Consider the following 21680-nt stretch of genomic DNA (forward strand, 5'->3'; position numbering starts at 1 on the left):
CTTGGGTTCAACCGTGCTAACCGCGTTCAAGGAACGCCTCCTTTTCGGGATTGAGGTACTTGTCGATTGCTCCGGCCAGATCCGGGTGCCCGCCCAGCGAGGGGTCCTGCGCAACGATCTGCTGGGCATCGTCCCTGGCGCGGCTGATGATGGCTTCGTGTTCGAGCACGCGCAGCAGTTTCAAGGTGGAGCGCCCGCCGGACTGGGAGGCGCCCAGGATGTCACCCTCGCGGCGCAGTTTGAGGTCCTCCTGGGAAAGTTCGAACCCGTCGGTGGTGGCCGCGACTGCGTCCAGCCTCCGCCGGCTGGGGTGCTCAGGTTCCAAAGCGGTGACCAGCAGGCAAGTCCCGGGCAGCCCGCCCCTGCCCACCCGGCCGCGCAGCTGGTGCAGCTGCGAGATGCCAAACCTGTCGGCGTCGAGGATGACCATAAGGGTGGCGTTGGGAACGTCGACGCCCACCTCAATCACGGTGGTGGAGACCAGCAGCTTGACGCTGTTTGCCGTAAAGCCCGCCATGGCCGCGGACTTCACCTCGGGCGGCTGGCGCCCATGCAGCGGTGCCAGTGGAACCCCCGCCAGGGCGGGTTCATCCAGGAGTTGTTCGACGACGGCGGTCACTGACGCGAGTTCCCGTCCGCTTTCCCCCTCGGCCCCTTCAGCCATATCGGATTCCCCGGGGGTGAAGTCGCCGTCGTCGTCGGTCCCGATCTTTGGACAAACGACGTACACCTGGTGTCCGGCTTCGATTTCCTCGCGGGAACGGGCCCAGATGCGGCCGGCCCAGGCGGGATTTTCCGCAAGCCCCACCAGGTGGGTGCTGATGGGTGCCCGGCCCGCGGGAAGCTCGTCCAGGACCGACGTTTCGAGATCTCCGAACACCGTCATGGCAACGGTGCGCGGGATGGGCGTGGCGGTCATGACCAACAGGTGGGGCGGTTTCCTGGCTTTGGCCCGGAGCGCATCCCGTTGCTCCACGCCGAAGCGGTGCTGCTCATCCACCACGATCAGGCCAAGATCGTAGAACGTGACGTTGCCGCTGAGCAGGGCATGGGTGCCGATGATGATCCCGGCCGTCCCGGAGGCTGCGTCGAGCAGAGCCTGCTTCCGTGCCGCAGTGGGCATGGAGCCTGTCAGCAGCGTGACCTGGACGGAGGCGTCGTCGAGCCCTCCCAGCAGGCCGTCCCTGGAGAGCGGCCCCAGTGCGCGGCGGATCGACTCGAAGTGCTGCGCCGCGAGGACCTCGGTAGGGGCCAGCAGCGCCGCCTGTCCCCCGGCGTCCACCACTTGCAGCATGGCCCGCAGCGCCACGATGGTCTTGCCGGACCCCACTTCGCCCTGCAGCAACCGGTTCATCGGAGAGTCGCGGGCCAGTTCCGCTTCGAAGGTCTTCCCGATGGCAGCCTGCCCGCCGGTGAGGGTGAAAGGGAGGTTTGCGTCAAAGGCGGCAAGCAGGCCGTCAGCGACGGGCCGGCGTGCCGTGGCTTCCTCCGCGGCCAGCTGCGCGCGGCGTCGGGCCAGCGCGGACTGCAGCACGAGCGCTTCGTGGTACCGCAGCCGGTCCCGTGCCCGTCGCCAGTCGTCAGGGGCTTCCGGAGCATGGATGAGCCGGTACGCCTGGGCGAGCGGCAGGAATCCCTCGCGTGCGGCGACGGAGGCCGGGACGGGATCGGGCAGGGCGTCAAGGTCCACGGTTTCAAGCAGTGTTGAAACGGCCTTCTGGATCTTCCAGCTGGGAAGCTTGGACGTCGCAGGGTAGACCGGAACGGGCATGGCCGCGAGCTTTTCCGGGTCCTGGCAGGCATCGCTGAACGGGTCTTCATCGAGGAGCTGGAAATCGGGGTTGGTGAGGCCCAGGGTGCCCTTGAAGCTGGTGACTTTTCCGGAGAACAGGGCCCGGCGTCCCGGCAGGAGTTCAGTTTTGGCTTTGTACCCGTTGAAAAAGCTGATTTTGAGGGTGCCAGGGACTTTGCCGCGGTAGTCTGTGCCGCCTACCAGCCGAAGCCCTTGCTGCCCGTCGTCGTCGGAAATCACGACGTCGGTGATGGTCCCGCGGCGTGCCTGCATGTTGCGCGTGCTGCTGGACAGCACCCGGGCAATGAGGGTGACTTCCTCGTCGAGGGGGATGTCGCTGATGGGCGTCAGCTCGCCGCGGTTCATGTAGCGGCGCGGGAAGTAGTTCAGCAGGCCGTCCACCGTGGTGATGCCCAGATGCTTTTCGATGATTGCCGCGGAACGTTTGCCAAGCCGCCGTTCCAGCGCAAGGTCCAGTTCAGCGCTCATGCCCACTGGAGTTCACTGCATCCGTGTGCGGTTCCTGCGGCAGGGCAAGTTCGCTGATACTGATCTGGACCGGCTCGCCGAGGGACCGGATGATGGCAACAGCCGGTTCAGGAGCAGGAACGTGGACGTGGACCCGCCAGCGGTAGTTCCCGTCGCTGTCGGGGCTGCTGCCCACCTGGCTCATAATGACCGACTCGCCGATCTCGTCAAGCTGCTGCCGGAGCGTTGCGGCGTTCAGCGGCGAGAGGTTGATGGTGCACATGACTTCGACGCCGTCGTCATCCGGCAAGGCTGTGTGGATATGGGGATCGGACACGTCATAACCGTGCAGCCCGTCAAGGAGCTCGCTTTGAAGTTCCTCGCCCAGGACAGCGGACCGGAGGCAGTCCAGGATCAGGAGCATCCCCACTCCGCCGGCATCCACCACGTGCGCGGACGTCAGTGCGTCCAACTGGTCCTCAGTGCGGATGACGGCAGCAAGGGCAGCTTCGACGGCGGCATCAAGGGCAAGGCCCAGGGCGTGGTTGCTGTCATCGCCGTTCTGCCCCGCATCCACGGCCGCTGCGGCCCGCGCAGCAGCCTCCATGACTGAAAGCATCGTTCCGGGGACGGGATCGCTGAGCGCTGACCACGCCCGGATCTGGGCGCGGTTCAGGGCAGTTGCCAGCAGTGTGGAGGTCAGCCGGGTGTGACCTGTCAGGGGCTCAGCCGCGGCGCAGAGGAACACTGAGAACAGGGTGCCGGAGTTGCCCCTTGCCTCCTCCATGGCCGCCTGGCCGGCACTGGCCAGGACGGCGCCCACGTCCAATTGTGCGGGCTGGTCCCCGGCCGCCGCAGCAGACTGGGCGGCGGCGCGGACGGTGAGGTAGAGGTTCGTGCCGGTGTCGCCGTCAGCCACCGGGAAGATATTGATGGCATTGAGGCGGTCGCTGTGGTTTCCAAGGACGGTCTCAGCCTTGCCCAACCACCTCTTCATCGCTTGCGCGTTGGCGGCAACCTTAGTGTGCAAAGTGATCCCATCCCCCGGTGTCCGCGGACCGGCCCGCTATTGTGACGCTCGGGCTTTCGTTGCTTCCCAATGCTTGTATCGAGCCTATCGCAGTGAATCCGGCTGGTAGCTGAACGTGCGGTGGGAATGTGGCGAGCAATCCGTGGTCCTCTCCGCCGCCCAGCACCCACGACATCGGATCCGTTCCCAACAGCTCCGATGCGGGCCGCAGGACATCCGTCAACGCCCGGAGCTGTGCCGCGTCCAGGTCCATGGTTACGCCGCTGGCGGTGGCCAGCCGTAACCCGTCCCGCAGCAGGCCGTCCGAAATGTCCAGCATGGCAGTGGCGCCGGCACCCCGGGCAGCAGGGCCGGAAGCCAAAGGCGGCCGGGGCCTGCACTGCAGGTCAAGGAAGACGCGCTGTTCAGGGCGAAGGGCATCGATGGCTACGGTCGACTCAAGAAGGGCCAGGCCCGCGGCCGCATGTCCCACCGTTCCGGCAAGTGCAAGGACATCTCCTGCTTGCGCGCCTGACCGGAGGACGGCGTGGTTGCCGTCGAGCGTACCCAGGACGGCAACCGTGACGGAGATTTCCCGCCCTTTGCCCAGGTCTCCTCCCGCCACCGAACACCTGGCGGCACCGAGGTCCCTGATTCCCGCTGTCAGTCCGTCCGCCAGGTCTTCCACCCACTCAACAGGTGTCTCCGGAGTAAGGGTAAGGCTGACTACCATTGACGTGGCCGCGGCTCCCATCGCATTGATGTCACTCAGATTCTGCGCCGCTGCTTTCCAGCCGACATCAAAACCGGTGGTCCGGTACCCGTTGGGCCATTCCAGCCGGAAATCCTGGTCCTGGACCTGCGTGTCAATGCTGATAACCGTTTTCCCGTCCGGGGCCGCCACCACGGCGGCATCATCGCCCGGACCAAGCAGGGTGGCCTGGGTATGGTTCCCCTTCAGGGAGAGGCGAGGAAATATCCGCCCCAGCAGTTCTGCTTCGGAGAGGGCGGCGACGGCGGGCGGCTGCTCTTGGACGGTCAAACGCTTTTCAGGCACGCCACTACGCTACAGCGGGCCCCTGACAATGGTTGCCTGCGGTGCCCGCGCCGCCGCCGGTCCCGTGTCCGGAACAACGGGGCTGCAACGATAGTCTTGGAGTATGCACCGCCCCCAGCTTTCCCTGCCCGCCCGCGCTGCCAGGATGGCGCTGACCGGGACCGTTGTTTCCCTCGCCTTGGCTGCTTGCGCCCCCGCCGTCGACGTCCCCGCGGCCCGGGATGCCGCTAATCCCGCTTGCGCCCCCATGATGGTTGCCCTGCCGGAAGCCATCGGTGACTCGGCGCTGCGCAAGACGAACAGCCAGGCCACCGCGGTCTGGGGTGATCCGTCCCTGGTGATCCTTCGCTGCGGAGTCAACGTGCCCGGCCCCACTACGGACCGCTGCGTGACCGTCAACGGGATCGACTGGGTAATCAAGGAAGGCAACCCCGTCTGGACGCTGACCACCTACGGCCGGGAGCCCGCCACCGAAATCCTGATGGATCCGGACAAGATCAGCTCTGCCACGGTCTTGGCCGATCTTGCCGTTGCCGCAGGTGAAATTCCGGCCACCAGGAACTGCGTGGGCCAGGAAGAGCTGCAGGACCTGCCCCAAAGCCAGTAAATTCCTGGCTCAAACACCGGGAATCTAGCGGAGCCCGGTCTTGCGGTTCAAGGCCAGGTAGATGAGTTCGTCGATCAGCTCGGCGTAGTCCAGCCCGGAGGCGGCCCACATCTGCGGGTACATGCTTTTCGGCGTAAAGCCCGGCATGGTGTTGATCTCATTGATGATCAGCTGGCCGTCCGGCGTGAAGAAGAAATCCACCCGGCTCAGGCCCTCTGCCCCCACCGCATCAAAGGCGGCTGCTGAGAGCTCACGCACCCTTGCAATCGCTTCCTCCGGGAGGTCCGCCGGGCAGCTGAGCGATGCGGCATCGTCCTCGACGTATTTTGCATTGAAGTCGTAGAACTCGTGGGTGCCGCCGGCCACGGAGATCTCACCCGGCATGGACGTCCTGGGGGCGTCGGTGCCCCGGCCTTCCAACACCGCGCATTCAATTTCCCGGCCGGTGATTCCCGCCTCAATCACCAGTTTGAGGTCGTGCCGCCGTGCTTCCTCGATGGCGGCGTCCAACTCCTCGAGTGAATCAACTTTCGAGATTCCCATGGACGATCCGGCCCGCGCAGGCTTCACAAAAACGGGGAAGCCAAGCCGGTCCACCTGCTTCCGCACGGATTCCGCATCCTTGCGCCATTGCCTGTCGGTCACCGCAATGTAAGGGCCAACCTGAAGGCCCGCAGCCTCAAAAACCACTTTCATGAAGTGCTTGTCCATGCCCACTGCCGAGGCCAGTACGCCGGCTCCGACGTACCGGGTGTCGGAGAGTTCCAACAGCCCCTGGATGGTGCCGTCCTCGCCGAAAGGGCCATGCAGCAGTGGGAACACCACGTCCACGGCACCGAGTTCCTGCGGGACCTCGTTCGGGGAGGCCACGATCAGCTGGTGTTCGCCGCCGATCTGGGCCAGCGTCACCGTTTGCTGCGACGGAACCACCTCCGGCAGCGAGGACGCTGCCAGGGACCACTGCGCAGTATCGGCGGCGGCCAGGACCCATTGCCCCGACTTGGCGATCCCGATTGGGATGACCTCGTACTTATCCTTGTTGATGGCGCCGAGGACGCCGGCCGCGGTTACGCAACTGACGGCATGCTCGCTGGAACGGCCGCCGAAAAGTACCGCCACCCGGGGCTTTGCCCCGCCGGCCGGCTCTGCTGCGGTGAGTTTGTCATGGGACATTGTCAGTAATCGCCTTCAGGTTTCAGTTCCCGGGCCAGCAGGACGGGCCCCAGTTGGTCAACGGACAGCTTGCCTGCCAGTACGGCCACGACGGCCGCCGTAATCGGCATGTCGACGCCCAGCTTTGCGGCCAGTTCGTGGACGGCCTGGCCGGACTTGATGCCTTCGGCGGTCTGGGTCATTTTCTGGCCCACTTCCTCCAGCGTGAGGCCCTGGCCCAGCAGCCGTCCGGCGGTGTGGTTCCGGGACAGGGGCGAAGAGCAGGTTGCCACCAAATCGCCCAGGCCGGCCAGGCCGGCCATCGTTTTCGCTTCCCCGCCCAACGCAAGGGCAAGGCGCGACGTTTCAGCCAGTCCGCGGGTGATCACCGAAGCTTTGGTGTTGTCCCCCATCTGCCGGCCTTCGCAGATACCCACCGCCAGGGCAATGACGTTTTTGACGATGCCGCCGATTTCCACCCCAACGATGTCTGAGGTGGTGTAGGGCCGGAAGTAGGGTGCAGTGCAGCTGCGGGCGATCCAGCCGGCAGCAGCCGAATCGGTGCAGGCCACGACGGAGGCCGTGGGTTCTTCACGGGCAATCTCCATGGCAAGGTTCGGCCCTGAGACGATGGCAATGCGCTCGGTGGGCAGGCCGAGTTCCTCGCTGATGACCTCGCTCATCCGGGCGTCGGTACTGAGTTCAAGGCCCTTCATCAGGGAAACCACCATGGCACCGGGTGCGACCAGGTCCTTCCACCCGCGCAACTGCGGCCGCAGGGACTGGGCCGGGACGGCGAGGACCACCAAGTCCGCCCCTTCAAACACCTCACGGACGTCCGTGGAAGCCGTGATGCTGTCCGGCAGGGCAATGTCCTTCAGATACTGCGAGTTGCGGTGGAAAGTGTTGATTTCCTCCACCACTTCGCTGCGCCGGCCCCAAAGGCGGATGGTGCGCGGCTCGCCGGCTGCGGTGGCAGCATCGGCCAGGATCTTGGCGAATGTTGTCCCCCAGGAGCCCGCTCCGAGCACTGCAACGGACCGGGCCGAACCGGGGTGATTCCCCTCAGAGGTCACCGGCCGTCCGTTCCCCGGGTTTCTGCTGTCCGCGTTCCACGAAGCGGCCGTGCTTTGCCTGCTGCTGCTTTGCCGGATCCCAGCGCTCTGCAGGCGGTTGCTCATCCCGGAGTTCCGCCAGGAGCGTGGTGACGGCATCCATTATGACCTCAGTCGCCCCGGTCAGCGTGGCCTTGTCCAATGGCCGGCCGGTGAAGGCACTGAGGTCGACGGGTTCGCCCACCACCACCCTCGACTTCTTGCGGGGGAACAGGTGAAACCGCTTGCCGTAGCGCGGGAACACTTCGTGCGCACCCCAGTGGGCGATCGGGACCACGGGAATGCCGCCTTCAAGGGCCAGCCGTGCCGCGCCGGTGTGGCCCTTCATGGGCCACAGGTCCGGGTCGCGGGTGAGTGTGCCCTCAGGATAAATAATGATGGCGCCGCCCTCGGCAACAATCTCCTGGGCAACCTGCAGCGAACGGTTGGCACCCGCCGTCGAACGTTCCACCGGGACCTGCTTGGTTGCCCGCAGGACCCAGCCCAGGACGGGAACCTTGAAGAGTCCGGCCTTCGCCAGGAAGTGCGGCGCGCGCTTGTGGTTATAGAGGAGGTGGCCGATGATCAGGGGGTCAATCTCGGTGCAGTGGTTGGGCGCGGCGATGAAACCGCCGGCAGGCAGCCTCTCGGTGCCTTCCCACTTCTTGTCCATCATGAGGTTGAACAAGGGACGCACTATGGCGGCGACCACCGCGAGGGTGGCGCGGCTCTTGGCCGATTCCTTCACGTCGGTACCGTTACTTCGCCGTGGTGATGTCGAAGTCGGCACCAAGTCCGGCGAGCTTTTCGGTGAAGCGCTCGTAGCCGCGGTTGATGATGTCGATTCCGGTCACCCGGGAGGTTCCCGTGGCCGCCAGGGCCGCGATCAGGTGGCTGAAGCCGCCGCGGAGGTCCGGCACGTCGATGTCGGTTCCCTTGAGCTGGGTGGGCCCGGAGATGACGGCGGAGTGGAGGAAGTTGCGCTGGCCGAACCTGCAGGGCACGCTGCCCAGGCATTCACGGTGCACCTGGATGCTGGCACCCATCCGGATCAGGGCATCAGTGAAGCCAAAACGGTTTTCATAAACAGTCTCGTGGACGATCGAGACGCCTTCGGCCTGTGTCAGCGCCACCACCAGCGGCTGCTGCCAGTCGGTCATAAAGCCGGGGTGCACGTCTGTTTCCAAAACCAGCGGGTTGAGCTTCCCGCCGCGGTGGTAGAAGCGGATGCCGTCCTCGCCGATGTCCATGCCGCCGCCTACCTTGCGGTAGGTGTTGAGGAAGGTCATCATGTCGCGCTGGGAGGCGCCTTCAACGAAGATGTCACCCTTTGTCACCAGGGCAGCCGAGGCCCACGATGCCGACTCGTTGCGGTCCGAAAGCGCGCGGTGGTTGTAGCCGCCGAGGTCGCGGACGCCTTCAATGCGGATGGTGCGGTCGGTCTGGACGCTGATGATTGCGCCCATCTTCTGCAGCACGGCGATGAGGTCGATAATCTCCGGCTCCGTTGCAGCGCCGGATAGCTCCGTGATGCCCTCGGCGCGCGTGGCGCTCAACAGCACCTGCTCGGTGGCACCGACAGAAGGGTACGGCAGGGAGATCTTGGCACCGTGCAGGCCCTTGGGAGCGGATATGTGGATACCGCCGGGCCGCTTTTCCACCACGGCACCGAACTGGCGGAGCACATCAAGGTGGTAGTCGATTGGACGATCGCCGATCTTGCAGCCGCCCAGGTCCGGAATGAACGCTTCGCCGATGGCGTGGATCAGCGGGCCGCAGAGCAGGATGGGAATCCGGGAGTCGCCGGCATGCGCGTCGATAGCGGTGCTGGGCGCAGTCTTGGCTGCTTTCGGGTCCAAAGTCAGGTCCCCGCTCACCGGATCCTTGACCACAGTGACGCCGTGCAGCTGCAGGAGGGAGGTGACGACCTCCACGTCCTTGAGCTCCGGCACATTCCGCAACACCGACGGTTCGTTGCCCAGCAACGCTGCCACCATTGCCTTGGGAACGAGGTTTTTCGCTCCCCTGACGGTGACGCGGCCCGTAAGCGGGACTCCGCCGCGGATTGTCAGAACACTACTCATATACCGGTTTCCTAACGATGACTAGCCCCCAAACCCTTGTAAAGGCTCCAACCAAGCATAGGAGGTCGCGTTACCGAACCGAAATACGCGGGCGACGACGGTATGGTGTGGCGCACCGCCGTCGCGCGTTTGCGGAGGCACGCAGGGCTGCCTAAGCCGGGTCAGGAAAGGCGGGCCGGCAGGGTTTTCGGCTTGAAGGCGGGACGCGTGGCTTCATAGGCAGTGATGTCCGCCTCGTGCTGGAGGGTCAGCCCAATGTCGTCCAGGCCTTCGAGCAGGCGCCACCGGGTGTAGTCGTCGATGTCGAAGGGTGCCACGATGTTGCCGCAGACCACTGTCTTGGACGCGAGGTCCACGGTGACCTCGGTTCCGGGGGCGTTCTCCAGTTCCTTCCAGATCAGTTCTATGTCATCCTGCGCAACTTCGGCGGCGAGCAGACCCTGCTTGCCGGAGTTGCCCCTGAAGATATCGGCGAACCGGGAGGAGAGCACGGTTTTAAAGCCGTAATCCTTCAGCGCCCAGACGGCATGCTCACGGGATGAGCCGGTGCCGAAATCCGGACCTGCCACCAGGACGGACCCGGAGCTGAATGGGGCCTGGTTCAGGATGAAGGCCGGGTCTTTGCGCCACGCCGAGAACAGGGCGTCCTCGAATCCAGTGCGGGTGATGCGCTTGAGGTAGACGGCCGGGATGATCTGGTCCGTGTCTACGTTGCTTTGGCGCAGCGGGACACCGATTCCGGTGTGGGTGGTGAACTTTTCCATGGCGTGTCCTAGGCGGCGTCGGTACGGATGGCGGCGGATTCAGGATCAGGATCAAGGTCCGACGGCGAACTGAGCGTGCCGCGGATGGCCGTCGCTGCGGCAACCACCGGGGACACCAGGTGGGTGCGGCCGCCCTTGCCCTGGCGCCCTTCGAAGTTGCGGTTGGAGGTGGACGCACAGCGCTCTCCCACGTCCAGCTGGTCCGGGTTCATGCCCAGGCACATGGAGCAGCCGGCGAAGCGCCACTCCGCACCGAAGTCCTTGAAGACCTTGTCCAGCCCCTCGGCCTCAGCTTCCAGCCGGACCCGCGCGGAACCGGGCACCACCAGCATCCGGATGTTCGGATCCTTCCGGCGGCCGCGGATGATGTCCGCAGCGGCGCGCAGGTCCTCCATGCGGGAGTTGGTGCAGGATCCGAGGAACACAGTGTCAACCCGGATGTCCTTCATGGGCGTGCCGGCCGCCAGCCCCATGTACTGCAGGGCGCGTTCGGCGGCGGCCTTGGCGTTTTCGTCGCCGAAGTCCTCCGGGGACGGCACGGATTCGGACAGCGAGACGCCCTGGCCGGGGTTGGTGCCCCAGGTGACGAACGGCTCCAGGGTGTCCGCGTCCAGGTCCACCTGTGCGTCGAAGGTGGCGTCGTCGTCGGTGCGCAGCGTGTTCCAGTATTCGACGGCGGCGTCCCAGTCAACGCCTTCCGGCGCGTGTGGACGGCCCTTCATGTAGTTGTAGGTTGTGTCATCCGGGGCCACCATGCCGGCACGCGCGCCGGCTTCGATGGACATGTTGCAGATGGTCATCCGGGCATCCATTGACAGCGCGCGGATTGCCGAGCCGCGGTATTCCAGGACGTAGCCCTGGCCGCCGCCGGTGCCGATCTTGGCAATGACGGCAAGGATGATGTCCTTGGCTGTGACACCGGGCCGCAGCGTGCCTTCGACGTTGATGGCCATCGTTTTGAACGGCTTCAGCGACAGCGTCTGGGTGGCCATAACGTGCTCCACCTCCGACGTTCCGATGCCCATGGCCAGTGCGCCGAAAGCTCCGTGCGTGGAGGTGTGCGAGTCACCGCAGACAACAGTCATGCCCGGCTGCGTGAGGCCCAGCTGCGGGCCCACCACGTGCACGATTCCCTGTTCGGCGTCGCCGAGGGAATGCAGCCGGACACCGAACTCGGCGCAGTTGTTGCGCAGGGTCTGGATCTGGGTGCGGCTGGTGAGATCGGCGATAGGCTTGTCAATGTCCAGCGTCGGGGTGTTGTGGTCCTCGGTGGCGATGGTCAGGTCCGGCCGGCGCAGCTTCCTGCCGGCAAGCCGGAGGCCCTCGAAAGCCTGCGGGGACGTGACCTCGTGGACAAGGTGGAGGTCGATGAAGAGAAGGTCGGGCTGGGCGTTGGCACCGTCGCCGTCGCCTTTGCGCACCACGTGCGCGTCCCAGACTTTCTCGGCCAATGTCTTTGCCATGGCCATCTCCCTTCACTGCTGTTTGGCTGATGAGTTCCACTGAACCAGTACGCGTTCGCACTGCGCCAGCCGAAAGATTTGCATCTCAGATAATGAGACGGCAATATCATTACATGGACAATTCTAGTGGAGTCGGCGTCATTGATAAAGCGGCCCATGTGCTTGATGCACTCGAGGCCGGCCCCACCACTTTGGCGCAGCTGGTGGCTGCAACCGGCCTTGCCCGGCCCACTGTCCACCGCCTTGCGCTGGCCCTCGTGCATCACCGCCTGGTAAGCCGCGACATCCAGGGCCGCTTTGTCCTGGGAAGCCGTCTGGTTGAACTGGCGTCGGCAGCAGGAGAGGACCGTTTGATCGCTTCCGCCGGCCCCGTGCTGATGCAGCTGCGCGATGCCACCGGCGAAAGTGCCCAGATCTTCCGCAGGCAGGGTGACTGGCGCGTCTGTGTTGCCTCCGCCGAACGCCCCATCGGGCTCCGCGACACCATCCCGGTAGGCACCCAGCTCTCAATGAAGGCAGGATCGGCTGCCCAGGTGCTGCTCGCGTGGGAGGACCACGACCGCCTGCTTGAAGGGCTGCAGTCGGCCCGCTTCACGCCTACGGTCCTGGCAGGCGTACGACGGCGGGGGTGGGGCCAGAGCCTCGGCGAACGTGAGCCGGGGGTCGCCTCAGTTTCCGCACCCGTGCGGGGACCTTCCGGCCGGGTCATAGCCGCTGTTTCGATTTCCGGGCCAATCGAGCGCCTCACCCGGCAGCCCGGCAGGCTCCACGCGGAAGTGGTCTGCAACGCGGGCCGGGTCCTCACCGAGGCCCTGCGGAAAAATAACGACTGACGTAAAACAGCGGCCGGACAGCCAGGGCCTGCACAGCTGGGGCTAGGATTTTCGCCATGGGCAGCTACGCAGTCTTTCTTCGCGGCATCAACGTGGGCGGCATCAACATCAAGATGGCCGATCTCCGGGAGGCGCTGCATGCGGCGGGCTTTTCCGATGCCCGGACCCTCCTTGCCAGCGGAAACGTTGTGCTGGCCAGCGGCCTGGATGCTGCGGCGGTGAAACGGGAGTGCGAGAAGTGCCTCCGCGACGCGTTCGGTTATGACGCCTGGGTGGTGGTGCTCGAGGCAGCCCGGGTGTCTGAACTGGTGGCAGCCTGCCCCTACCCGGACGATGACAAAAGCACCCACACCTACATTACGATTTCCTCGGACGAAGCGATGCTGGACGAACTCGATGCTGCGGGAGCTGCGCTTGAGGGGGTGGAGCAGAAGAGGCTGGGACCCGAGGCACTGGCCTGGCTGGCGCCGGCGGGCGGAACACTGGACAGTCCTTTCAGCAGGATCTCCGCCAAACCCAGGTTCAAAGCCGCCACCACAACACGCAACCTGCGGACCCTGATCAAGGTTCGGGACGCCGCGGCGGATCTCGCTGCCGCCGCGGGTTAGCCGCTTCCCGCCTCCCACTTCCGGCAGGGGCGGTGCCTACCCCGCCTCAGCCGTTTTCAGCGCGGCGTTAAACGCGGCAAGCCTGGTGATTTCGACCTCCACGGGATCCACCACAAGTTCCTGGGCAACACCCGCCACCGCAGCATTAAGCCGTTTCCTCGCCCTCGCCGCCCTTGCATTCGCCGCGGCAGCGGCAATAAAACGGCCGGTAACGGCCAGGAAGATCCCCAGCACCACGCCGGCTGCGATCATCAGCGTTGGCACCGGCCAGCCCTCAACCCTTGGCACCTCCGGAACGGGCATCTGGAAATAGCCGAGGGCGGCCAGGACGCCGAGCCAGCCAAGGCCTCCCAGCACGGTGAGCAGGGCAAGCCATTGCACCACATTGAACGGGCCCCACCACCAGGACCTGCGGTTCGCGGCCAGTTCCGTTCCGGCGATGGCCTGGTCAAGCGCGTCAGGAAGGCGTTCCCTGCCCTCCCGGGCCGCGCCCCGGATGGCGGCCCGCCAAGGACCGGGAGCGCCCGCACTGGCATTATCGGCGAACTCCCGCACGGCCGCGTCCGTCCGGGCGCGCTCCGGCGCCCCCGCGGGCGGCAGTGAGGTTCGGTTCAGTTCAGACGGAGCAGCACTTCGCAGATTGAGCCGGCGCAACGGATCAGGCCGGAACCTGGAGAGCCACCTGGTCACCGGCCAGCCTGTGCGCTTCACGGACTCGAGCCGGTAAGACTGGGCCACCGCCCGGACCACCGTGGGTACGTTGGCTGCCACGGCGAGCTCATCAGCAAGGCGTGCCTTTGCTGCCGGCCGGACACCTGCGGCCTCTCCCCCGCCGGACACAGCGCCCAGTTCCGCGGAAGCCCGGGTGATGTCTGCAGCGAGCCGTTGCGACTGGGCTTTGCGCTTTACGGCTACGCTGCGGACAGCCTCCCGGACCTTGTCCACCCCTGACCCTGTCAGGGCGGAGGCCGCCAGCACCTGGACCTTGGCCAGTCCGTCCCGGGCAAGGATGGACCGCAACGAATCAAGGACGGGCTGCACGTCATGCTCCGGCAGCCGGTCCACCTGGTTGAGGACCACCAGCGTGACGGCACCGTGCGCGGCCAGGCGCGACAGGAAGTCATTGTGCACGGCTGCGTCTGCGTACTTTTGGGGATCAAGAACCCAGACCAGGACGTCCACCAGGCCCACCATCCGCTGGACCACTGCCCGGTTGGATGCCCTGGTGGAATCGAAGTCCGGCAGGTCCAGCAGGATCAGGCCGGTTTCCTCGTCAGCGAACCCTTCCACGGCCTCTGCGTGGTGCCGGTTCCGGACCTCCAGCCAGTCAAGCAGGGGCTCACTGCCCTCGGCTCCCCACACCCCCGCCAAAGGTTCCGACGTCGTAGGGCGGCGGGCTGCCGCCGTCGCAATTTCAGCTCCGCTGACCGCGTTGAACAGGGAGGACTTGCCGCTCCCAGTGGCTCCGAAGAACCCCACCACGGTATGGTCCGCCGAAAGCGACCGCCGTGAACTGGCCCGCTCAAGGACAGTGAACACTTCCTGGAGGGACTCATCGGGAAGGACACCTTCGCCAAGCTCACGGGCATCGTTGAGGGCGGAAAGCCGCCGGTCAAGCCGGGACGCATCGCGGGTATCGCTGTGGCGGCTCATGCGGTGTCCGCCAGCCGGACCAGTGCGTCCGCGTGGGCGGTGAGGGTCTGCGGGCCGCTGTCATCGCGTTCCGGCAGCCGGGTAAGGAACTTTTGCTTCTCGTCCTGCAACAGGCGCTGGCAGCGGGCGTGAAGGTCCTCCCGCGCTTTTTCGGCCATCCGCCGGACCGCGTCCTCGCCGAAGACCGCTTCCAGCAGCCTCTGGCCCACGACGGCGGTTCCGCCCGCCACGCCAACCTCGAGTCCCGTCAGTCCTGCAGTCATCGAGAACACAACGATCATCAGGGCTGCACCCAGTCCGTTGATCCCAAAGGACAGCCAGCGTGCCTGTGTCCGCTTTCCCTGGCCTTCGGTGCGGATCAGCTCCATCAGCGCTTCCTGCCAGGCCCTGATTTCGGTGGCGGTCTGGTCCTCGAATCCGGGCGTAGTCCCGGAGAGGTCGTCCGTCCCCAGCAGTTGGCGCCCTGCGGGGTCAGTCCGCCAGCGCTGGTCGGTGTCCTCGGCGGCATTTGCAGCTTCATCGACGATGACGGCCTGCAGTCCTGTCTCGATGGCCGCCTCGACCCGCACGGCGGGGGCCGGCTCGCCGCGGAAGAAGGCGCCCAGCCGGTCGCGGAACCGGCCAACGTTCTGTTCCAGAACCCGGAAAAACTCACCGGTGCCCACGAAGTCCTGCCAGCGTGCCAGCACCTCTCCCCGCAGCAGGGCGCCGTCCTTTGTAGCGTCGAGGATCCGGCCCGCAGCATCACGGTAGGCCGCTGCCGCAGCGGCTTCAAGGCTGTCCGCAGCGGCCTGCTGCTCCCTGGCCGCCTGCGCCACGGCGGCAACACGGCCAGCCAACGCCCTGACCGTCCCGTTGAGTGTGCGCCGGGCGATTTCTGAACGGCCGGCGGCATCTGCGGCCAGCTCTTCGAGCCAGGTCCGCAGCGGGAGGACCGTTGCGGCCGGCAGCATGCCCAGCGGATCCAGGGGGGTCTCCGGGATGATAAACAGCTGTGCCGCGTCCAGGCCCTCACGGTCCAGCAGGCTGCGCAGGTCCTCGCTGACTTCCGTTTCAGCCCCTGGCGGTACCCGGTCCAGCACCACAGCCACCATGATGTCCCGTGAGGCTGCGTCCAGGAGCAGTTTCCAGGGGACGGCATCGGCGTAGCGGTTGGCAGTGGTGACGAAAATCCACAGATCGGCGGCTGCAAGGAGCTGTCCTGCCAGCTTGCGGTTGTCGTCCGAAATCGAGTCAACGTCGGGGGCGTCCAGGACGGCGATACCGGCGGGGACTGCGGGGTCGGCCACAAGGACGAGGGAAGACATTGCCCCCGCGTCCGGGATGGCGCCGGCACGGCTGGCCGGTACCGGGCTGCTGGCGGCGTATCCCCGAATCCTGCTCAGGTTGGGCAGGACCCGCTGCCCTTCGAACCAGGCTGCCTCGGACGGGTGGTGCAGGAGGTTCGGCTGGCGGGTGGTGGGGCGGATAGCGCCCACCCGGGTGACGGGGTGGCCAACCAGTGCGTTGACCAGCGTGGACTTGCCCGCCCCCGTGGAACCGCCGACGACGGCCAGGAGCGGGGCGTCAAGGCTGCGGTAGCGGGGAAGGATGTAGTCGTCGAGCTGGGCAACCGCCCCGGCAGCGTCGCGCCGGGCCTGCTCCGCGTCCGGCAATGCCAGCGGCAGCGCAGCGCCGGCAAGATCTCCGCGCACTTCTTCCAGCAGCGTGACTGCCGCCAAAGCCGGCGGGGCAGTCTGCGCGTTGTGCGGGAGGTCTTGCTCGTTCGGGGAGGTCACAGCAACATCATGCCAGTTCATGCCCGCTGCCGTCGCCGTTCCGCAGGCTCCGGCAGCGGGCTCCGGCATCCTTGGGGCCCGGTAATCGCCCGGTTACAAATAAATGGCCCCGGGCGTTAGCCCGGGACCATTTCATTGGTGACCCCAGCGGGATTCGAACCCGCGTTACCGCCGTGAGAGGGCAGCGTACTAGGCCGCTATACGATGGGGCCCTGCACTTTTCCATACTTCAAACCGGCGCTTCCGCTGGTCAAGCTCAGTGATTGTTTCACACACCTCGCTGTGGTTTCAAATCGGCGGACCGGCTGAAACCTTCTGCTGCCAGCCCGCTGATGGGGCTTGAAACAGAGCTGGGATACCAGGACTCGAACCTAGAATGACGGTACCAGAAACCGTAGTGTTGCCAATTACACCATATCCCAATGATACTTTCGGGCCGGTTTTCAGGGCCTTTACCCTGCTCCGTGCGCCTCAGCACGAGAAATTACTTTACCCGAGACTTCCGGCTCGCACAAATCGGCGTCCCCCACGCCTGTGGGGGAGGACGCGGGCCGCCAGCTAAACGGCCCGCGCAGCTGCTTCCTACGCGATCAGCCCTTCGAGGGAAGAGATCGAGTTGCCCTCGAACCCCTCCCCGCGGTTCCCCGCCCGGTTGAGCCAGACACCCAGGAGGCCGGCCGCCGTCGAGCCCTCGGCATCAAGGAGGCGGTTGTCTCCTACGTACATCGTGTCCGCCGGGTGGGTTCCCAAAAGCCGTACGCCTTCAAGGTAGATGGCGGGATCGGGTTTGGCCACGCCGAGGGTGTCCGTTCCCACCAGGCGCCGGACGCGCGCGAGTCCCGCGCCGTCCAGTTTGGCCCGCTGGTAGTCATGGACGTTGTTGCTGACGGCGCCGTAGGGGATGCCGGCCTTGTCCAGGAGGTCCAGCAGCGGCATCACGTCCGGAAATGGCTTCACGTAGGCCGGCTGCTTCTCCATGTACGCGCTAAGCCACTGGTGCGATTGCTCACCCTCACCAAGCTCGACCCCGAAGTGGCCCAATGCTGCCCGGCCGCGCAGCAGGCGCTGTTCGTTGAACGTTAGTTCCCCGGCCAGGTACCGGTCGTAGTAGTGCGTGGTCTCGTGCGTGAAGATGCGCCCGAACCGCTCCCACCCGGCCTGGTCAAGGCCCGGCAGGAGGTGTTCGCTGACCTCCCGCAGCGCAGTGGTCATTGAGTATTCGAGGTCAACCAGGGTGTCGTCAATATCGAAGAGCACTCCCCGGACTGTGCCAAAGGGTGTGGCCAGCACTGCGCCGCCTGCCCGGCTGGGAGCTTCCATCAGCCGCTGAACGCCTGCAGCCGGCGGAGGGAAGATTCCTTGCCCAGGATCACCATTGACTCGAACAGCGGGGGCGAGATGCGGCGCCCGGAGACCGCAGTGCGGACAGGCCCGAAGGCCAGGCGGGGTTTGATGCCGAGGTCCTCAACAAGTGCCTGCTTTAGCGCGGTCTGGATGTTGTCCGGGGTCCAGTCCTGGACAGGTTCGAGCGCTGCGATGGCTGCATCCAGTACTTCCGGAAGGTTTTCCGGAAGCCCCTTCCGGGCATCGGCGGCAACGTCGATGGCGTCGTCGGCCTTGAAGAGGAACGCCAGCATTTCGGGAGCCTCCCCCAGCAGCGTGATGCGCTCCTGGACCAGCGGCGCGGCCTCGGTGAGGATCTCCTCTTCCCGGTCGGTCAGGATTTCCCCCACAAGGTCTGCTGCACGCAGGTACGGGACCAGGCGCTCACGGAAGACCTCGGGCGGGAGCATACGGACGTGGGTGCCGTTGATCGCTTCCGCCTTCTTGAGGTCGAAGCGCGCGGGGTTGCCCAGGACGTCATGGATGTCGAAATGCTCCACCAGCTGCTCCACGGTGAAGATGTCCTCGTCGGCGCTCAGCGACCAGCCCAGGAGCGACAGGTAGTTGAGCAGGCCCTCGGGGATGAAGCCGCGCTCCCGGTGCAGGAACAGGCTGGATTCGGGATCGCGCTTGGAAAGCTTTTTGTTGCCCTGACCCATTACGTATGGCAGGTGGCCGAACTCCGGCATGTACTTCGCAACGCCCACCGCATACAGGGCACGGTAGAGGGCAATCTGGCGCGGAGTGGAACTGAGCAGGTCCTCGCCGCGGAGGATGTGGGTGATACCCATCAGGGCATCGTCCACCGGGTTCACCAGCGTGTACAGCGGCGCGCCGTTGGCGCGGACAACCGCGAAGTCGGGAATGGATCCTGCGCGGAAGGTGATCTCGCCGCGGACCAGGTCGTTGAAGGTAATGTCCTCGTCCGGCATGCGCAGGCGCAGGACGGCGTCCCGGCCTTCTGCCTTGAACTGGGCGAGCTGCTCCTCCGTCAGGTGGCGGTCAAAGCCGTCATAGCCAAGCTTTGGATCGCGTCCCGCGGCACGGTGGCGCGCTTCGATTTCATCCGGGGTGGAGTAGGACTCATAAACGAAGCCACCCTCGCGGAGGCGGGTAATGACGTCCTGGTAGATATCGCTGCGCTGCGACTGCCGGTAGGGCTCGTGCGGGCCCCCTACCTCCACACCCTCGTCCCAGTCGATGCCCAGCCACTTCAGCGCGTCCAGCAGTTGGTGGTAGCTTTCCTCGCTGTCCCGCGCAGAGTCTGTGTCCTCGATCCGGAAGACCATGGTGCCCTTGGTGTGGCGGGCGTAGGCCCAGTTGAACAGGGCCGTGCGGATCAGCCCGACGTGGGGAGTCCCCGTGGGCGAGGGGCAGAAGCGTACCCGGACGGGGGTGTCCGCGGTGACGGGCGGGATGGAGGCAGCATTCGACGCAGAAGCAGTAGTCATAGTGGCTTCAACTTTACCTTCTGCCGCCAGGCGTCCCGGCGGAGAATGGTCAGCGGCGCACTATGGGGTTGGACAAGCGGCCGATGCCCTCGATTTCCACCTCGATGCGGTCACCCGGGTTCACCAGGCCAACGCCGGCCGGCGTACCGGTCATGATGACGTCACCGGGCAGGAGGGTGAATGCCTGGGAGACAACGGACACAAGTTCCCGCACTCCCCTGATCATCTGGCTGGTGCTGCCGTCCTGCCGCAGCTCCCCGTTCAGCCGGGCCTGAATCTGCACGTCCTCCGGATCAAGCTCGGTCTCGATCCAGGGGCCCAGGGGTGCCGAGGTATCAAAGCCTTTGGCGCGGGTCCATTGCAGGTCGCTCTTCTGGACATCCCGCGCCGTGAGGTCGTTGCCGCAGGTGTAGCCGAAGATGACGTCGTCCACGCGTTCCTCGGGCACGTCCTTGCAGATGCGCCCGATCACCACGCACAGCTCAGCCTCGAAGGAGACTTCCTCGGAGAACTCCGGCAGCACCACGGGATCGTTGGGACCAATGACGGCGGTGTTGGGCTTCAGGAAGAGGAGCGGCTGGGCAGGAACCTCGTTGCCGAGTTCGTGCGCGTGCTCCACGAAGTTGCGGCCTACGCCGATCACCTTGCTGCGGGGAATGATGGGGGCGAGCAGCCGGACGTCTTCCAGCTTGTGCCGGACGGAGGTGCGCTCCACCCCGTTGAAGAAAGGGTCCCCGTGGATGACAGTGATCTCTTCACTGCCCGTGTCACCTTCGACAACGCCGTAGAGGGGATCAGAATCGACGACAAACCTGGCAATACGCATGGCTCCTACCCTACCGTCTCGCCGGGGCAGGGCACGTCCGGCTCACAGCCGGTCCGTTCCGCCCCGCAGGTAGTGAAGCTGGGCGGCAACAGAGGTTTCAGCGGCGCGCCGGACGGAAGGGTCGACGTCGGCATAGACCGCGTCAGCGACGTCACCGGCCGTGGCATCCGGGCCCAGCCGGTCCAGAGCCGTGCGGATCTGCGCCAGCCGCCCGAGGCGATGCGTGCGGTAATCCCGGACGACATCGGTCAGGGACGGCAGCACAGGACCGTGGGCGGGCAGGACGGCGGCCGGCCCCAGGGATTCCAGCCTGTCCAGCGAGCCAAGGTAGTCCCCAAGGGTCCCGTCCGGGTACTCGAGCATGGTGGTGCCGCGGCCAAGGATGGTGTCCCCGGTCAGTACCGAACCCTGTGGACCGTCGCCGGGGAGGTGGAAGCACACCGAATCGGAGGTGTGGCCAGGCGTCGCCACCACCCTGGCCTCAAGGCCCGCGGCGCCAAGTACCTCTCCGTCCTGCAACGGGACGCCGCTTCCGTGGCAGTGGGCGGGGTCGGCAGCACGGACGGGAGCGCCGGTCAGGTGATGCAGCCTGGCCGAACCGGCTGTGTGGTCCGCGTGCCGGTGGGTGATGAGGATGAGTTCAACAGGGCCGGCACCGGCAAGGGCCCGGAGGTGCTCCTCGTCCAGCGGTCCGGGGTCAACCACTACGGCGCCGGGGTGGCCGGCTGCCCGCAGCACATACGAGTTGGTCCCCTCCAGGCTCATCGGTCCCGGATTGGGGGCCAGGATGAACTGCGACAGGGCCGAGCTGCGCTGAAGGACGGGGCCGGAAGCTGAAGTCACTGTCCCATCTTTGCACCGGCAAATGCCCTTGTGGCTTTCCCTGCACCGGAATAGAACAGCCAGGGAACCGGGTTGAGCCAAATGACGACCCAATGATCCCCACCAGGAAGCCTGAACCAGACGCCATGAGCACAACCACCCTTGCAGATCTCCTCGCCGAAGCAGACGCCGCCGGCCACGACCATGCTGCGACGGAGAAAAACAGCGGACTCCAGCACATCCACATCCACAACCACGCGACGGGCAGCATCGTCTGGTTTCCCACATGGAAGAAGTTCCGCGAGACCACCGACTGGAGCGATGTTGTGGACGGCCTGGCTGATGATTTCGGGTCAGGGACAGCACCTGTGGAGGAATGGGCCACAAATTTCCTGGCCGAAGATCTGGACATCCTGCTGAAGCGCGCCGCTACCTCCAGCGACGCAAACTCCTTTGTCCAGGAGAACCTCACGCACCACCTGACCCGGACCTGGGCTGTGGGCGATGCCGTCGCAAGGGCAACAGGAAAGGATCTGCCAACCGGCAGCTCTACGCCGGCCATATTTGCCGATTACCCCTACGACGTCTACGCCCAGGACGGCGGTGTCTTTGCGACAACGCTGTGGAACGACATCATTGATGCCCGCCGCAATCAGGCCCTGGCCGAAGAAGCTGAGCGGAAGGCATTGAAGCCGGTGTCCCGCAAGGCCCTCAAGAACGCCGCCCGGAAGGCCGCCCGGCGCTGATCGGCACCGGCCGGGGCTGACGAAATCCACGCACAACGGCGCCCGGCAGGAAAACCTGCCGGGCGCCGTCGTAATTTGCGGACCTGAAGC

Annotated in this window: 19 protein-coding genes and 2 tRNA genes; 4 read left to right on the forward strand and 17 right to left on the reverse strand. The window is 65.6% G+C overall.

What is annotated here, in order from left to right; translation table 11 throughout:
• Positions 1-16: 16 nt before the first annotated feature.
• From AC50X7_RS17005 to thiL, 3 genes are read right to left on the reverse strand one after another with little or no spacing between them, the layout of a single operon-like run.
• Positions 17-2281, reverse strand: coding sequence for an ATP-dependent DNA helicase RecG (locus AC50X7_RS17005; RefSeq protein ID WP_494980085.1), 2265 nt, complete (start codon positions 2279-2281; stop codon positions 17-19).
• Complete coding sequence (locus AC50X7_RS17010; RefSeq protein WP_494980086.1) at positions 2271-3257, reverse strand: DAK2 domain-containing protein; 987 nt, start codon at positions 3255-3257, stop codon at positions 2271-2273. The genes AC50X7_RS17005 and AC50X7_RS17010 overlap by 11 nt, the downstream gene beginning before the upstream one ends.
• Positions 3258-3279: 22 nt before the next feature.
• Entirely contained in the window at positions 3280-4326 is a 1047-nt protein-coding gene (thiL, locus tag AC50X7_RS17015) for a thiamine-phosphate kinase (protein WP_494980087.1), read from the reverse strand.
• A gap of 103 nt (positions 4327-4429) precedes the next feature.
• Between thiL and AC50X7_RS17020 the strand changes: the two genes are divergently transcribed.
• The gene (locus AC50X7_RS17020; RefSeq protein ID WP_494980088.1) at positions 4430-4933 is read left to right on the forward strand and encodes a DUF3515 family protein; all 504 of its coding nucleotides are present in this window, start codon (positions 4430-4432) and stop codon (positions 4931-4933) included.
• Positions 4934-4957: 24 nt separating this feature from the next.
• Here the strand turns inward: AC50X7_RS17020 and AC50X7_RS17025 are convergent, their stop codons facing one another.
• From AC50X7_RS17025 to leuC, 6 genes are all read right to left on the reverse strand, one after another.
• Positions 4958-6106: a D-alanine--D-alanine ligase family protein gene (locus tag AC50X7_RS17025; RefSeq protein WP_494980089.1), complete on the reverse strand. Its 1149-nt coding sequence runs from the start codon at positions 6104-6106 to the stop codon at positions 4958-4960.
• 2 nt (positions 6107-6108) lie between these two features.
• Positions 6109-7161, reverse strand: a complete 1053-nt coding sequence (locus AC50X7_RS17030; protein ID WP_494980090.1) for an NAD(P)H-dependent glycerol-3-phosphate dehydrogenase — start codon at positions 7159-7161, stop codon at positions 6109-6111.
• The gene (locus AC50X7_RS17035; protein ID WP_494980091.1) at positions 7151-7927 is read right to left on the reverse strand and encodes a lysophospholipid acyltransferase family protein; all 777 of its coding nucleotides are present in this window, start codon (positions 7925-7927) and stop codon (positions 7151-7153) included. The genes AC50X7_RS17030 and AC50X7_RS17035 overlap by 11 nt, the downstream gene beginning before the upstream one ends.
• A 10-nt stretch (positions 7928-7937) precedes the next feature.
• Entirely contained in the window at positions 7938-9263 is a 1326-nt protein-coding gene (gene murA, locus AC50X7_RS17040; protein ID WP_494980092.1) for a UDP-N-acetylglucosamine 1-carboxyvinyltransferase, read from the reverse strand.
• A gap of 161 nt (positions 9264-9424) precedes the next feature.
• Positions 9425-10027 (reverse strand): 3-isopropylmalate dehydratase small subunit, encoded by a 603-nt coding sequence (gene leuD / locus AC50X7_RS17045; RefSeq protein ID WP_494980093.1) that lies wholly within the window; start codon positions 10025-10027, stop codon positions 9425-9427.
• Between the two features lie 8 nt (positions 10028-10035).
• Positions 10036-11490, reverse strand: coding sequence for a 3-isopropylmalate dehydratase large subunit (gene leuC, locus AC50X7_RS17050; protein ID WP_494980094.1), 1455 nt, complete (start codon positions 11488-11490; stop codon positions 10036-10038).
• A gap of 113 nt (positions 11491-11603) precedes the next feature.
• On the opposite strand from leuC, the gene AC50X7_RS17055 reads away from it, so the two are divergent.
• Positions 11604-12323, forward strand: a complete 720-nt coding sequence (locus AC50X7_RS17055) for an IclR family transcriptional regulator (RefSeq protein ID WP_104042168.1) — start codon at positions 11604-11606, stop codon at positions 12321-12323.
• 56 nt (positions 12324-12379) lie between these two features.
• Positions 12380-12931 carry a DUF1697 domain-containing protein gene (locus AC50X7_RS17060; protein WP_494980095.1) on the forward strand — a complete coding sequence of 184 codons (552 nt, stop codon included), beginning with the start codon at positions 12380-12382 and terminating at the stop codon, positions 12929-12931.
• Positions 12932-12967: 36 nt separating this feature from the next.
• Here AC50X7_RS17060 and AC50X7_RS17065 read toward each other — a convergent pair whose 3' ends face one another.
• The 8 genes from AC50X7_RS17065 to AC50X7_RS17100 form a co-directional block, all read right to left on the reverse strand.
• Entirely contained in the window at positions 12968-14584 is a 1617-nt protein-coding gene (locus AC50X7_RS17065; RefSeq protein WP_494980096.1) for a GTPase, read from the reverse strand.
• Positions 14581-16383, reverse strand: a complete 1803-nt coding sequence (locus AC50X7_RS17070; RefSeq protein ID WP_494980097.1) for a dynamin family protein — start codon at positions 16381-16383, stop codon at positions 14581-14583. The genes AC50X7_RS17065 and AC50X7_RS17070 overlap by 4 nt, the downstream gene beginning before the upstream one ends.
• A 115-nt stretch (positions 16384-16498) precedes the next feature.
• A tRNA-Glu gene (locus AC50X7_RS17075) sits at positions 16499-16574 on the reverse strand.
• Between the two features lie 138 nt (positions 16575-16712).
• A tRNA-Gln gene (locus AC50X7_RS17080) sits at positions 16713-16784 on the reverse strand.
• A 160-nt stretch (positions 16785-16944) separates the two neighbouring features.
• Complete coding sequence (locus AC50X7_RS17085; protein WP_494980098.1) at positions 16945-17682, reverse strand: HAD family hydrolase; 738 nt, start codon at positions 17680-17682, stop codon at positions 16945-16947.
• Positions 17682-19196: a glutamate--tRNA ligase gene (gene gltX / locus AC50X7_RS17090; RefSeq protein WP_494980099.1), complete on the reverse strand. Its 1515-nt coding sequence runs from the start codon at positions 19194-19196 to the stop codon at positions 17682-17684. The genes AC50X7_RS17085 and gltX overlap by 1 nt, the downstream gene beginning before the upstream one ends.
• Positions 19197-19245: 49 nt before the next feature.
• Entirely contained in the window at positions 19246-20022 is a 777-nt protein-coding gene (locus AC50X7_RS17095; protein WP_494980100.1) for a fumarylacetoacetate hydrolase family protein, read from the reverse strand.
• A gap of 42 nt (positions 20023-20064) precedes the next feature.
• Complete coding sequence (locus tag AC50X7_RS17100) at positions 20065-20865, reverse strand: MBL fold metallo-hydrolase (protein WP_494980101.1); 801 nt, start codon at positions 20863-20865, stop codon at positions 20065-20067.
• A 125-nt stretch (positions 20866-20990) separates the two neighbouring features.
• Between AC50X7_RS17100 and AC50X7_RS17105 the strand changes: the two genes are divergently transcribed.
• Positions 20991-21590 (forward strand): hypothetical protein, encoded by a 600-nt coding sequence (locus AC50X7_RS17105; RefSeq protein ID WP_494980102.1) that lies wholly within the window; start codon positions 20991-20993, stop codon positions 21588-21590.
• Positions 21591-21680 lie beyond the last annotated feature (90 nt).

The organism is Pseudarthrobacter sp. Hb11, assembly GCF_059383655.1.